The 13,031-nt window shown below is 66.2% G+C and carries 11 protein-coding genes; 1 reads left to right on the forward strand and 10 read right to left on the reverse strand.

Annotation, left to right across the window (positions count from 1 at the left end):
* Nucleotides 1–186: 186 nt before the first annotated feature.
* The 7 genes from C8J25_RS12640 to C8J25_RS12670 all read right to left on the reverse strand — a co-directional run bounded on the left by C8J25_RS12640 (nt 187) and on the right by C8J25_RS12670 (nt 7,408).
* The gene (locus tag C8J25_RS12640) at nt 187–600 is read right to left on the reverse strand and encodes a DUF3035 domain-containing protein (RefSeq protein WP_056065856.1); all 414 of its coding nucleotides are present in this window, start codon (nt 598–600) and stop codon (nt 187–189) included.
* Nucleotides 593–1,096, reverse strand: coding sequence for a signal peptidase II (lspA, locus tag C8J25_RS12645; protein ID WP_107954735.1), 504 nt, complete (start codon nt 1,094–1,096; stop codon nt 593–595). The genes C8J25_RS12640 and lspA overlap by 8 nt, the downstream gene beginning before the upstream one ends.
* A complete protein-coding gene (ileS, locus tag C8J25_RS12650; RefSeq protein ID WP_107954736.1) occupies nt 1,089–4,103 on the reverse strand; it encodes an isoleucine--tRNA ligase in 3,015 nt (1,004 codons plus the stop codon). Before ileS ends, lspA begins: the two co-directional genes overlap by 8 nt.
* Before the next feature lie 196 nt (nt 4,104–4,299).
* Entirely contained in the window at nt 4,300–5,235 is a 936-nt protein-coding gene (locus C8J25_RS12655) for a bifunctional riboflavin kinase/FAD synthetase (protein ID WP_107954737.1), read from the reverse strand.
* A 127-nt stretch (nt 5,236–5,362) separates the two neighbouring features.
* The gene (locus tag C8J25_RS12660) at nt 5,363–5,827 is read right to left on the reverse strand and encodes a dihydrofolate reductase (RefSeq protein WP_107954738.1); all 465 of its coding nucleotides are present in this window, start codon (nt 5,825–5,827) and stop codon (nt 5,363–5,365) included.
* A gap of 188 nt (nt 5,828–6,015) precedes the next feature.
* Nucleotides 6,016–6,558: a hemerythrin domain-containing protein gene (locus tag C8J25_RS12665; RefSeq protein ID WP_244187062.1), complete on the reverse strand. Its 543-nt coding sequence runs from the start codon at nt 6,556–6,558 to the stop codon at nt 6,016–6,018.
* A gap of 55 nt (nt 6,559–6,613) precedes the next feature.
* Nucleotides 6,614–7,408, reverse strand: a complete 795-nt coding sequence (locus C8J25_RS12670) for a thymidylate synthase (RefSeq protein ID WP_107954739.1) — start codon at nt 7,406–7,408, stop codon at nt 6,614–6,616.
* 100 nt (nt 7,409–7,508) lie between these two features.
* Between C8J25_RS12670 and C8J25_RS12675 the strand changes: the two genes are divergently transcribed.
* Nucleotides 7,509–7,886, forward strand: coding sequence for a JAB domain-containing protein (locus C8J25_RS12675; protein WP_244187064.1), 378 nt, complete (start codon nt 7,509–7,511; stop codon nt 7,884–7,886).
* A 364-nt stretch (nt 7,887–8,250) separates the two neighbouring features.
* On the opposite strand, the gene C8J25_RS12680 is transcribed toward C8J25_RS12675, so the two are convergent.
* The 3 genes from C8J25_RS12680 to C8J25_RS12690 all read right to left on the reverse strand — a co-directional run bounded on the left by C8J25_RS12680 (nt 8,251) and on the right by C8J25_RS12690 (nt 12,722).
* The gene (locus tag C8J25_RS12680; RefSeq protein ID WP_107954741.1) at nt 8,251–8,946 is read right to left on the reverse strand and encodes a class I SAM-dependent methyltransferase; all 696 of its coding nucleotides are present in this window, start codon (nt 8,944–8,946) and stop codon (nt 8,251–8,253) included.
* Nucleotides 8,947–8,969: 23 nt separating this feature from the next.
* The gene (gene prfB / locus C8J25_RS12685; protein ID WP_056051599.1) at nt 8,970–10,097 is read right to left on the reverse strand and encodes a peptide chain release factor 2; all 1,128 of its coding nucleotides are present in this window, start codon (nt 10,095–10,097) and stop codon (nt 8,970–8,972) included.
* 105 nt (nt 10,098–10,202) lie between these two features.
* Entirely contained in the window at nt 10,203–12,722 is a 2,520-nt protein-coding gene (locus tag C8J25_RS12690; protein ID WP_107954742.1) for a penicillin-binding protein 1A, read from the reverse strand.
* Between the last annotated feature and the right edge of the window lie 309 nt (nt 12,723–13,031).

Consider the following 13,031-nt stretch of genomic DNA (forward strand, 5'->3'; position numbering starts at 1 on the left):
CAACCTGAAAGCTTGTTTCCCCGCAAAGGCGGGGATCCAGTCTGGGCTCCCGCCTTTGCGGGAGAACAAGGTAGGGAAGCTAAGGCTTCCACTGGCATCTCCTGCTCTTCGAACCACATCGTCAGACACGAAAAAAGGGCGGCCCCGCGAGGAGCCGCCCTTTTTTCGTCAGCCGCTAGGACTCGATCAGTTCGCGGTGGTCTTCGCGTCCTGGCCGTCACCCTCTGGCGCCGCGACGATGTCGCGCGTGGTCGAACCCTTGTCGACGACCGTCGTGCCGGGATCGCCTGCGCTCGAGCGGATGCCGGGATCGTCGTTGTCGGCGCCGGCATCGGCGACGACGCCGGATTCCGCCGGGCTGCGTGCTGCGGCCCCACCGAACAGCGCGTCGAGCGTCTGTGCGTTGGCGGCGGTATCCTGCGGGCGAGCGGCACCGGGCTGCGGCGGGACCAGCGCGAAGTCGGGCGGGATCACCAGTGGCGCCTGGCGCGCGACGGCGAACTCGTCCGGACGTGCGCGATCGAGGCTACGGCCTGCCCCGCAACCCGAGAGCAGCGCGACGCAGGTGAGGCCGGCGGCCAGGGGTACGAACTTACGCATGGGAATTCTCCACAGGGGGCTTCTCGCGCACGAGGAGCGCCCGAACAAGCAGGACGAGCACGCCGACAGTAATCGCTGCATCGGCGACATTGAAGACCAAAAACGGACGCCACTCGCCGATATGCAGGTCGCAGAAATCGACCACATAACCAAGTCGGATCCGGTCGAGGATATTGCCGATCGCGCCGCCCAGCACGAAGCCCAAGGCGATCTGATCGGCTGGGTTCTTCTCGCGCGTCATCCACACGGCGACACCGACCGCGATCGCGCCGGTCAGCAGCACCAGCGCCCATCGGGTCAGGTGTCCGTCGGCGGGGAGCAGCCCGAGCGAGATGCCAATGTTGGGGACGAAGCGCAGGTCGAAGAACGAGGTGATCGTCTGCGACTCGCCGAGCGAATCGATCCCGAGCGGTTTGGTCACCGCCCATTTGCTGAGCTGGTCAGCGAGGAAGAGGGCGATCGCCGCCCAGAACCCGGCCTTGGGCAGGTTACGCATCGGCCACCACCTCGTCGCACCGGTTGCAGAGATCACCGTCGACATTCACCTCGGGGAGGTGACGCCAGCAGCGGCCGCATTTGTGGAAGTCGGTCTTGGTGACGTCAACGCTAGTTGCCATGTCAGCCGAAACCGTCGCCGTATCGGGATGATGCGGAATGACTTGTGGCGGCGACCCAACCGGCGCGCCATTCGTTGAATCCACTCGTGCGGTCGTCACACTGGCAACGATGAAATACTCAGCCAGCTTCTCAGGCTCAATAGTCTCCAAATCGTGGTTGGCCACGAAATTGAAAACGATGTTTGCCTCGAGGCTCGACTTGATTTCCTTACCCCGGCGAAGGGGTTCGATCGCCTCTGTCACGAGGCGCCGATAATGGCGGATGCGCTGCCATTTGCTTCCCAGTCCGTTGTCACCCTCAAGCGACGGCAGCGTCGGCCACTCAAGGTAGTGGACCGAGCTGTCGTCGCTCGGGAAACGCGACTGCCACACTTCTTCCGCGGTGAAGCAGAGCACCGGCGCGGCGTAGCGGACCAGTGCGTGGAACAGCACGTCGAGGACGGTGCGGTACGACCGGCGCTTGATGTCGGTCGGCGCGTCGCAATAGAGCGAGTCCTTGCGGATATCGAAGAAGAACGCGGACAGGTCCTCGCTCGCGAAGTCGGTCAGCAGGCGCGTGTAGCGGTTGAACTCGTACGCTTCGGCCGCCTGGCGCAGTTCGGTGTCGATCATGCCGAGGCGGTGGAGCACGTAGCGTTCCAGCTCGGGCATGTCGGACACCGCGACGCGCTCCGATTCGTCGAAGTCTTCGAGCGCGCCGAGCATGTAGCGGAACGTGTTGCGCAGCTTCCGGTACGCGTCGGAGGCGGTCGCGAGCACTTCCTTGCCGATCTTCACGTCGTCGAAATAGTCGGTCGAGGCGACCCACATGCGCAGGATGTCCGCGCCGGACTCGCCGATAATCTTGAGCGGATCGACGACGTTGCCGAGCGACTTCGACATTTTCCGCCCCTGGCCGTCGAGCGCGAAGCCGTGCGTCAGGACCGCGTCGTACGGTGCGCGACCGCGGGTGCCGCAGCTTTCGAGCAGCGACGACTGGAACCAGCCGCGATGCTGGTCCGAGCCTTCGAGGTACAGGTTCGCGCGCGTGCCCTCGCCGTAGCGCGCCTCGACGGTGAAGACGTGCGTGCAGCCGGAGTCGAACCAGACGTCGAGGATGTCCTTCACGACCTCATAGTCGGCGAGGGCGTAGTCGGGGCCGAGCAGTGCCTGGTGGCCGTCGGCATACCACGCATCCGCGCCGTTCTCGCGGAAGGCTTCGATGATGCGCGCGTTGACGGCGGGGTCGTTGAGGTACTGGCCGGTGGCGCGGTTGACGAACAGCGCGATCGGCACGCCCCAGGCGCGCTGGCGCGAGATGACCCAGTCGGGGCGGCCCTGCACCATCGACGTGATCCGGTTTTCGGAGCGTGCGGGGATCCAGGTGGTGGCGGCGATCGCGTCGAGCGCGATCTCGCGGAGGGTGGCGCCGTTGCCTGCTTCTGACTCCCTCTCCCCTCCGGGGAGAGGGCTGGGGTGAGGGGCCGTTCCGGGCACAGCATCGCTGGGCTGCCCCTCACCCCGACCCTCTCCCCGGAGGGGAGAGGGAGCAGAAGACGCATCCATCGGGATGAACCATTGCGGGGTCGCGCGGAAGATCACCTTGGCCTTCGAGCGCCACGAATGCGGGTAGCTGTGCTTGAAGTCGTCGCTCGCCGCGAGGAGCGCGCCGGCCTCGCGCAGGTCGGTGCAGATCGGACCGTCGGCGCTCACGAACTTCTTGTTGATGACGCTGCCCTGGCCACCGAGCCATGCCCAGTCGGCGCGGTACATCCCCGCGCCGTCGATCGCGAAGACCGGGTCGATCCCGTATTGCTTGCAGAGTTCGAAATCGTCCTCGCCGTGATCGGGCGCCATGTGGACGAGCCCGGTGCCGGCGTCGGTCGTGACGAACTCCCCGGGCAGGAACGGCCGCGGCTTCGCGAAGAACCCGCCGAGTGCGTGCATCGGGTGGCGTGCGGTGGCATCGGCGAGGTCCGAGCCCTTGCAGGTTCCTTTTACGTGCTCGCTCGAAAAACCGAGACGCGCGCGAACGCTCTCCAACAAAACATCAGCGATCAGTAGCTGGCGAGGTCGGCTACCCCTTTCAGCATCATACATTGGCTCAACGACAAGGTAGATGATCTCAGGCCCATAGCTCAGCGCCTGGTTCACCGGGATCGTCCACGGCGTGGTCGTCCAGATCACCGCATGCGCACCAACCAGTTCAGGCGCGTTCGGCGCCTCCACGATCTCGAACGCGACGTCGATCTGCGTGGAGACGATGTCCTCATACTCGACCTCGGCCTCGGCGAGCGCGGTCTTCTCGACCGGCGACCACATCACCGGCTTGGCGCCGCGGTACAGCTGGCCGCTCTCGGCGAACTTGAGCAGCTCGCCGACGATGGCGGCTTCCGCCTCATATTTCATCGTCAGGTACGGATCGGCCCAGTCGCCCATCACGCCGAGCCGCTCGAACTCGGCCTTCTGCACGGCGACCCATTTCTCGGCATAGGCGCGGCATTCGGCGCGGAACTGGTCGACGGGGACGTCGTCCTTGTTGAGCTTCTTCGCGCGATACGCTTCCTCGACCTTCCACTCGATCGGCAGGCCGTGGCAGTCCCAGCCGGGAACGTACGGCGCGTCCTTGCCCATCAGCGACTGCGAGCGGACGATGATGTCCTTCAGGACCTTGTTCATCGCGTGGCCCATGTGGATGTCGCCGTTCGCGTAGGGCGGGCCGTCGTGCAGGATGAACCGCTCGCGTCCGAGCCGCTGTTCGCGCAACCGGTCGTAGATGCCGAGCTTGGCCCAGCGCTCCAGGATCGCCGGCTCCTTTGCGGCGAGGCCCGCCTTCATCGGGAAGTCGGTCTTCGGCAGGAAGACGGTATCGCGGTAATCGCGGGCGGGCGCAGGAGTATCGGTCATAAGTACGGCGCACTTAGCCGACAGGGCCGCACGTTGCCATCCCTCTCCCTCCGCGAGAAGGATGCGGATCAGACTGGGGCGTAGTTGCAGTGGTGGCTTCTGCTCCCCTCCCTGAAAGGGAGGGGCCGGGGGTGGGTCGGCTTGAGGCGGGAATTGACATCAGCCAACCGGTCGACCCACCCCCAACCCCTCCCTTTCAGGGAGGGGAGGAACCCAGGATCGCCCGGGCTCGCGCGCAGTCGGCATCCATCTGGGTCGTCAGCGCTTCGAGACTGTCGAACTTCGCTTCCGGGCGGAGATACTCGACCAGCGATACCTCGACGCGACGGCCGTACAGATCCTCCGAAAAGTCGAAGAAATACGGCTCCAGCAGTTCCTTCGGCGGATCGAAGCTCGGGCGGATGCCGAGGTTGGCCGCGCCCTTGAGCACGCGACCGTCCTCCAGCCGTCCGGTCACCGCATAGATCCCGTACGCAGGGCGGAGGTAATTGCCCATGTCGAGATTGGCGGTTGGATAGCCGATCGTGCGGCCCAGCTTGTCGCCGTGCTGCACCATGCCCTCGATCGCGAACGGTCGCGTGAGCAGGCGCGTCGCGGTCGCCATGTCGCCGCTGCGCAAGGCGTCGCGGATGCGCGTGGAGGAGACGGTCTCGCCGTTCAGCGCGACCGCGCCGACGGTCTCCGCGCGGAACCCGTGGACCGGGCCGCGCGAGGCTAGCGTATGGACGGTGCCGGCCTTGCCCTTGCCGAAGGTGAAGTCCTCGCCGGTGACGACGCCGCCGATGCGGAGATTGTCCTCGAGCCGCTGGGCGATGAATTCCTCGGCGGTCAGCGCGGCGAGATCGCCGTCGAAGTTGAACACCACCATCGCGTCGGCGCCGGCCTCCGCGAACAGCCGCTCGCGCTGGTCGAGCGTGGTGAGGCGGAACGGCGCGGTGTCGGGACGGAAATGCCGCACCGGATGCGGATCGAATGTAGCGACCAGCGCCGCGCGGCCCTCGGCTTTGGCCCCGGCGATCGCGCGCGCGACCACCGCCTGGTGACCGAGGTGGAATCCATCGAAATTGCCCAGCGCGACAATCCCGTTCGCGAGATGCGAAGGAATGGACGCGCCGCCGTCGAGCCGCTGCATGCGCGTTTCAGTAACCAGCCGCCGCGAAAGGCGATAGTCCTTCCGTGCGGTCGTCTCCCGCAACTCCCTGTTCTCCCGCGAAGGCGGGAGTCCAGCCTGGGCTCCCGCCTTCGCGGGAGAACACGTCTTAGGCGCGGTTGAGGGTGACGAAGCTGAAAGCGGGCCGTTGCTGTTCGCCTGGGTGGTCCTCGCGGGCGATCTCGCGCCAGCCCTCGAACGCGGGGACGACGGCGTCGCCTTCGGGTTCGTCATGGACTTCGGTCAGTTCGATCCGGTCCGCATGGGGGAGCAACTGCGCATAGATCTGTGCGCCGCCAATCACCGCGACGTCATCGCCCGCCATCGCCAGCGCTTGCTCGACCGAATGCGCGACCTCGGCGCCTGGAGCCGTCCACCCCCCGCGCGTCAGGACGATATGTCGGCGCCCGGGGAGGGGGCTCGGGAAGCTCTCGAACGTCTTGCGCCCCATTACCATTGGCTTGCCCATCGTCAGGGCCTTGAAGCGCTTGAGGTCGGCGGGGATGCGCCAGGGGAGCTGCCCGTCGCGGCCGATGACGCCGTTGGTGGCGCGGGCCAGGTAGAAGGTGATCATGTCGAGGTCATGCCGGAACGGGAGGCGCGGTTCTAGTCCAGGGATCCCGTGCAAAACTAACCCTAGCACCTCCCCGGCGGAGGCCGGGGTCCAGTTGGGGAACGCCGCTAATTAAGCGCTGCACCTTGTCACTTCGACCTTTCCAACTGGGCCCCGGCCTTCGCCGGGGTGGTAAGGTGGAATAGCGTTTAACCCGGCGCATGCTCGTTCACATACGCCTCGGGATCCTTCTCGACGACCTTCACCCCGTTCAGGTGATTCGCCTCGAATGCCGCGAACCGCACGCCAAGCTCATGCCGCTCCTCCAGCGTCGCATGCTTGCGGAAATCGGTGAGACCCTGGCGCTCTTCCTCGGCAAGGTGATCGCTGTTCGCCTTGTTGCATTCGCCGACTGCCGCGAACCACGCGTCCGATCCGACCGGGTGCTTGTCGACCGCTTCGCCGGTGTCGCGGATGTCGTTGTGATCCTCGATCGCGTCCTCGGTCTCCTCGGCGGCCGAGTCGGCGTCGTTGCCGCCGGTGCCGATCTTCATCAGCCGCGGGTAGAAGAAGCGTTCCTCCGCCTCGGCATGCGCGTCGAGCAGGTTCTTGAGGCGGGTCCAGAGCGCCGACAGCGCCTCGGTGTCCTTGGCGTCGATCGAATCGATCTGGGCGAACAGAGCACGCTGCTGCGCGTGTTCGTCGAGGATGAGCTGTGTGATGTCCATGCGCATCTGAACCGCACAGCGCACGGGCGGTTCCTATTGCGATTCGGTCGCGCGGCGCTGCCGCGGGGGCGCTCTCTGTTCAGACCGCGACGGGGGCCTTGATGTGCGCCTGCGCGACGTAATCGTGGAGGACGAAATCCTCATACTCGTACGCGTCGATCGAGTCCGGCTTCCGCAATATCTCAAGGCGGGGGAGAGGCCCGGGCGAGCGCGTCAGTTGCAGTTGCGCCTGCTCCAGATGGTTCGAATAGAGGTGGCAATCGCCGCCGGTCCAGATGAATTCGCCGACCTCGAGCCCGCATTGCTGCGCGAGGATGTGCGTGAGTAGCGCGTAGCTGGCGATGTTGAACGGCACGCCGAGGAAGATGTCGCCCGAGCGCTGGTAGAGCTGGAGCGACAGTTTGCCGTTGGCGACGTGCGTCTGGAACAGGCAATGGCACGGCGCGAGCGCCATCGCGTGGAGGTCGCCGGGGTTCCACGCGCTGACGATCTGGCGGCGCGAGGCGGGGTTGGTCTTGATCTGCGCGATCAGCTCGGCGATCTGGTCGATGTGGCGACCGTCCGCGGCGACCCAGTCGCGCCACTGCTTGCCGTAGACCGGGCCGAGGTCGCCATTCTCGTCCGCCCATTCGTCCCAGATCGCGACTTTCCGCTCCTGTAGCCAGCGGACGTTGGTGTCGCCGCGGAGGAACCACAGGAGTTCGACGATGATCGAGCGGAGGTGCAGCTTCTTGGTGGTGAGCACGGGGAAGCCCTGCGCGAGATCGAACCGCATCTGCGCGCCGAACACGCTGAGCGTGCCGGTGCCGGTGCGGTCCATCGTCTCGACGCCGGTCGAGAGCACGCGGTCCATGAGGTCTAGATATTGGCGCATGCTGGGGGCGTAGCGGCGCGGGGGCGGGGGCTCAAGCGGATGTAGTTGCGCGTGCGGTCGTTGGCGGCGCGGGGCAGGCGGGTATGTGCCGCCGTCGTCCGTGCCTTCCCCTCGTATCGCCGACCTCGCCGCGGCGCGCGCGCTGTTCGCCAGCTTGCGTGATGCCACGGTAGAGACGGTGGCGGTCGCGTATCTTGATCCGAACCGGAGGCTTCTCGGGATGCGGCATGTCGTCGGGGGGCGGGATCATGTGACGATCTCGATCCGGACGGTCGCGGTGGATGCGCTGGCGTTCGGCGCTCACGGAGTGATAATCTCGCACAACCATCCGAGCGGGGATGCTACGCCGAGTGCGCGGGACGTCGCGTTCACGCGGGCACTGGCCGTTGGGTTGCGGACGTTGGAAGTGGTTTTGATCGATCACCTGGTGATCGCGGGGGGCGAGGTGACGAGTTTGCGTGCGATGGGGATCGTCTGACTTGTCGCATCGATTCCTACCGAACCTGTGGCGGGCATCAGCGGGATGGGGGCGTCTCCTAGATGACGACACAAAAGTTTGTTTCCCCGCGAAGGCGGGGACCCAGACTGGGCTCCCGCCTTCGCGGGAGAACAAGGAAGCGTGGGCTGTCGTCGGACTGCGGGCGACCGGTTCTCAAGTCTGCGACGATGGGTTTGGTGTGAGGAGCGCTAAACCCCCAATTCCACCACCCCGGCGGAGGCCGGGGCCCAGTTGGGGGACGGCGCCAACTTAGCGCCGAACGCCGTTACTACTGCCTTCCCAACTGGGCCCCGGCCTTCGCCGGGGTGGCGTGCTTTGGTTGGGTCACGACCCGAACCTAATTTCACCCCAGCCGGCACGCCCGTATCGCTTCCGGCGCCGGCCGCGGTCCGTTCGCGCGGAAAGTCGCGATGTACCCCCCGGCGGAGGGCATGTCGTCGGTATCCACCTGCGTGTACCCGACCGCCGCGAACTCGCACTTCAGCAGCGCCGGCGGCGTGCCGTGGTTCTGCGTTGGGCGGTTCGCATCGACCACCACCACCAGCCCGTCCGGCTTCAGCGACGGCCGCAGCCGCCACAGGAACTCGTAGGGCTGCTCGATCTCGTGATACATGTGCACCATCAGCACCCGGTCGAAGCTCGCCTCCGGCAGCTTGGGATCGTTCGCCTCGCCCAGCTTCACGCTGACGTTCGCCAGATCCTCGCGCGCAACGCGTTCGGCCAGTTGGTCGCGCACCGCCGGGATGATGTCCTCCGCGAGCACGCGCCCGTCCTTGCCGACGCGCGCGGCGAGGCGGATCGTGTAATAGCCTTCGCCCGCGCCGATATCCGCGACCGTCATACCCTTGCGGATCTCGCCCTTGTTCATGACCTCGCCGGCCTCGTTCAGCCGGTCGCGCGCTTCCTCGTTCGACCAGCGCGTCGAGACGATCGACGCGACCGGACGGTCGGCGGCGGGGAACACCGGCTCCTTGGGCTCGCGCTTGATCAGTGGCTTGCTGCCGTCACACGCGCATAGCGCAAGCATCGGCAGGACCATCAGGGCAAGGAAACCCCGCAAGCTCAATCGACGTCCTCCACCTCGACGGCCTCGCCGGTCACGCGCTGCGACAGCGCCGCCGCCATGAACATCTCGAGGTCGCCGTCGAGCACGTCCGACGGGCTGGTTGAGACCACGCCGGTGCGCAGGTCCTTCACCATCTGGTACGGCTGGAGCACGTACGAGCGGATCTGGTGGCCCCAGCCGATGTCGGTCTTGCCGGCATTCTCGGCGTTGGCGGCAGTCTCGCGGATCGCCAGTTCGCGCTCGTACAGACGCGCACGGAGCTGGTTATAGGCCTCGGCCTTGTTCTTGTGCTGCGAGCGCTGGTTCTGACACTGCACGACGATGCCGGTCGGGATGTGCGTGATGCGCACCGCCGAGTCGGTCGTGTTGATGTGCTGGCCGCCAGCGCCCGACGCGCGGTACGTGTCGATGCGCAGGTCGCTCTCGTTGTATTCGACCTCGATATTGTCGTCGACGACCGGGTACACCCAGACGCTCGCGAACGATGTGTGCCGCCGCGCCGCCGAATCGTAGGGGCTGATCCGCACGAGCCGATGCACGCCGCTCTCGGTCTTCGCGTAACCATACGCGTTCTCGCCCTTCAGCAGTAGCGTGGCGGACTTGATCCCGGCCTGCTCGCCCGAATGCTGATCGACCAGCTCGACCTTCAGACCGTGGCGCTCGCCCCAGCGCGAATACATTCGGCTGAGCATGCCCGCCCAGTCCTGGCTCTCGGTCCCGCCCGCGCCCGCGTTGACCTCGATATAGGTGTCGTTCGCGTCAGCTTCGCCCGCGAGCAGCGCCTTGATCTTGTCCTTGTCGGCACGCGCGGCGAGTTCGGCAAGCGACGCAACGCCGTCCGCCTCCATCTCGGTATCGCCCTCGGCCTCGGCCATCTCGATCAGCTCGGCGGTGTCGCTAAGCTCACTCTGAATAGCACGCGTCGCGCTGATCGCCTCGTCGAGACGACGACGCTCGCGCATCACCTCCTGCGCGGCCTTGGGATCGGACCAGAGCGCCTGATCCTCGACGCGCGCGTTCAGCTCGTCGAGACGACGCAGCGCGCGGTCCCAGTCGAGGAAGCGGCGCAGCAGCGCCAGCGCGTCGTTGATGGTGTCTACGTGAGCCTGCGCTTCGGCGCGCATGATATTCTCCAAAAATTCCGTCTTCTCGGCGGAGGTCGGGATCGCCGTCCCAAGCGAGCGGGGCGGGTCTCCGGCGGGCGCCGGGATGACGTCTATATAAGCGCGCTAGTAGATTCCGCCTTGTCTTTGCAAGAATTCGCTGTCGCGCGGGGCTTCGGCCTTCTTCACCGCGGTGGTGGTCGTAGCAGTCGTGGGGGCGACATCCGAGCGTCGTGCGGCGCGCCGCGGTTCGCTCTCGGGCTTGAACGCTTCCCAGATCACCGCGGGTTTCGGATCGCTGGTGTCGGGCCACGTGCCATAGACCGGCCGGCCGCTACCGCGATCGATCCGGACCATGCGGATCCCGGCGGGCGCGCGGAACGGCAGCTTGGGCAGGTCCTCATACGCCTTGACCGCGAACTGCTTGAAGATCGGCGCGGCGAGCGTGCCGCCCTGTGCTGCGCCACCGAGATTCTTCGGCGTGTCGAACCCGATATACAGCCCGCCGACGAACTGCGGCGTGCCCCCGACGAACCACACGTCGGTCGGGCCATTGTTCGTGCCGGTCTTGCCGAACATCGGCCGGTCGAGATCGCGCAGCGTCACCGCGGTACCGCGCTGGACCACGCCTTCGGTGATGTGGACCATCTGGTAGGCGGTCATCGCGTCGAGCACCTGGCGCTGGCGCGTGATCGGCCGCGGCATCGGCTTGCCGTCCCAGTCGGGCGCGTTGCAGCGATCGCACGGCCGCCAGTTCTCCGGCCAGATCACCTTGCCGTGACGATCCTGGACGAAGTCGATCAGCGATGGCGGGCCGCCCTTGCCGTTGTTGGCGAGGATCGAATACGCGTTGACCATCCGCCCGACGGTCGTCTCGCCGGCGCCAAGCGCGTAGGAGAGATACGGCGCGTAATCGCCGACGCCCATCTTCTTGATCGTCGCGACGACCTTCGGCATCCCCGTCTGCGCGGCGGCGCGCACGGTCATCAGGTTGCGCGATTGCTCGATACCCCAGCGCATCGTGTGCGGGCCGGACCCGCGCGAATTGCCGAAGTTGCGGAAGCATTTCTGGCCGAGCCGCGCGCCCTGATAGACGCAGAACGGCCCGTCGATGATGATCGAGGCCGGCGTCATGCCGTTGTCGAGCGCGGCGGAATAGACGATCGGCTTGATCGTCGAGCCCGGCTGGCGCATCGCCTGAGTCGCGCGGTTGAACGCCTGCAACCGGTCGTCGAAGCCGCCCTGCATCGCCAGCACGCGGCCCGACGCAGGCTCCTCGACCACGAACGCGCCCGAGACTTTCGGGATCGCCCGCAGCGAGAATTCGCCGCCGTCCGGCGCCACCGCGATGATGTCACCCGTTTTGATCGCGCCGAATGCGTTGCCGCCCTTGCCGCGCACCGGCATCTGCGCGGCATAGCGCGGCAGCGTGCCCATCTTACCGGTGCGGAAGCCGAGGCTCCAGGCATTACCGTCCTTGCCCGTCACGATCGCTGCGACCCAATCGCGGTAATCGAGCGCAATATTGCTGTTGAGCAACGGCTGGAGCCAGTTGTCGTCCTCGATCTCGACATGACGGATCGGGCCGTTCCAGCCGCGCCCGCTGTCGAACCGCACCAGACCATCACGCAAGGCCTGCTGCGCGAGATCCTGCAACTTCGCGTCGAACGACGTCCGCACCCACAGCCCGCCCGAATAGACGCTGTACGGGCCATCCTTCGCGTTCTCGCCGAACTTCGCCATCAGCTGGCGACGGACTTCCTCGACGAAATAGCCGCCGACGCTCTCGAACTTCGGCGTCCGCCGCATCACCGCGCCAAGCGGCTCGGCATTGGCCTGGTCATGCTGCGCGCGCGTGATGAAGCCGTTGTCGAGCATCCGGTTCAGCACGTAATTGCGCCGGATCATCGCGCGCTCGGTGTTGCGGACCGGATCGTAGTTCGACGGACCCTTGGGCAGGATCGCGAGATACGCCATCTGCGCGAGATCGAGCTGGTCGAGCTCCTTGTCGAAATAGGCATGGCTCGCCGCCTCGACGCCGAACGCGTTACGCCCGAGCGCGATCTGGTTGAGGTACAGCTCGAGGATCTGCTCCTTGGTCAGCGTGTCCTCGATCTTGTACGCGAGCACCGCCTCGCGCAGTTTGCGCGACGGCGAATAGGCGTTGCCGATCAACAGGTTCTTCGCGACCTGCTGCGTGATCGTCGAGCCGCCCTTGGCGCGCTTTCCCGTGCCGAGCTTGGTCGCATAATCATACACCGCGCCTGCGAGGCCGGGGTAATCAACGCCGTGATGCTCGAAGAACGACTTGTCCTCGGCAGCGAGGAACGCCTTCACGAGCAGCGGCGGATATTCGGCGTAGCTCAGTTCCACGCGGCGTTCGCGCGCGTAGGAGTGGATCGGCGCGCCATCGATCCCGCGGACGTTGGTCGGCAACGGTGGCTCGTAGGTGCGCAGCGTGTCGACCGACGGCAGGTCGCGCATGACCGCGAACCAGAACGCGAAGATCGCGACGAAGCCGAGCACCACCAGCACCAGCGCCGCCTTGGTCCACCGACTCGCCCACGCGCGCGCGACCTTGCCGCGGAGCCGGTCGGAAGTGCGGCCTGTCGCCGTCGTCGAGGTGGGGGAGGGATCGGACGCCATGATTACTGCCGCAGCGTCTAGCAGGTTCGCGGGCGCTTGCCAGCCTTCGGTGGGATAGGGGCGGGGTGGGCTCTCGCAACGCGTTCGGCAGCGATCAACTCGTCTGGTGCCCGGCCCGTCCGGATAGGCGCACCACCCCGGCGGAGGCCGGGGCCCAATTGGAGAGGTGGCAATAACGGAGCGCAACAGCAGTCAGCGCCGTTTCCCAATTGGACCCCGGCCTTCGCCAGGGCGGTGCTGTTGGCGGGTAGGTAAGCCATCGACGTCCGTGAGCTCGAACGATCCTCCCCCGCCAGGGGGAGGTGGCAC

The sequence above is a fragment of the Sphingomonas faeni genome, from assembly GCF_003053745.1.
In the GTDB taxonomy this organism is placed as follows: domain Bacteria; phylum Pseudomonadota; class Alphaproteobacteria; order Sphingomonadales; family Sphingomonadaceae; genus Sphingomonas; species Sphingomonas faeni.

Coding starts and splice junctions, on each gene's coding strand:
- C8J25_RS12655 (WP_107954737.1), bottom strand. CDS start 5,235: ATGCAGCGGCTCGACGGCGGCGCGTCCATTCCTTCGCATCTCGCGAAC.
- lspA (WP_107954735.1), bottom strand. CDS start 1,096: ATGCGTAACCTGCCCAAGGCCGGGTTCTGGGCGGCGATCGCCCTCTTC.
- C8J25_RS12660 (WP_107954738.1), bottom strand. CDS start 5,827: ATGATCACCTTCTACCTGGCCCGCGCCACCAACGGCGTCATCGGCCGC.
- C8J25_RS12690 (WP_107954742.1), bottom strand. CDS start 12,722: ATGGCGTCCGATCCCTCCCCCACCTCGACGACGGCGACAGGCCGCACT.
- prfB (WP_056051599.1), bottom strand. CDS start 10,097: ATGCGCGCCGAAGCGCAGGCTCACGTAGACACCATCAACGACGCGCTG.
- C8J25_RS12680 (WP_107954741.1), bottom strand. CDS start 8,946: ATGGTCCTGCCGATGCTTGCGCTATGCGCGTGTGACGGCAGCAAGCCA.
- C8J25_RS12640 (WP_056065856.1), bottom strand. CDS start 600: ATGCGTAAGTTCGTACCCCTGGCCGCCGGCCTCACCTGCGTCGCGCTG.
- C8J25_RS12670 (WP_107954739.1), bottom strand. CDS start 7,408: ATGCGCCAATATCTAGACCTCATGGACCGCGTGCTCTCGACCGGCGTC.
- ileS (WP_107954736.1), bottom strand. CDS start 4,103: ATGACCGATACTCCTGCGCCCGCCCGCGATTACCGCGATACCGTCTTC.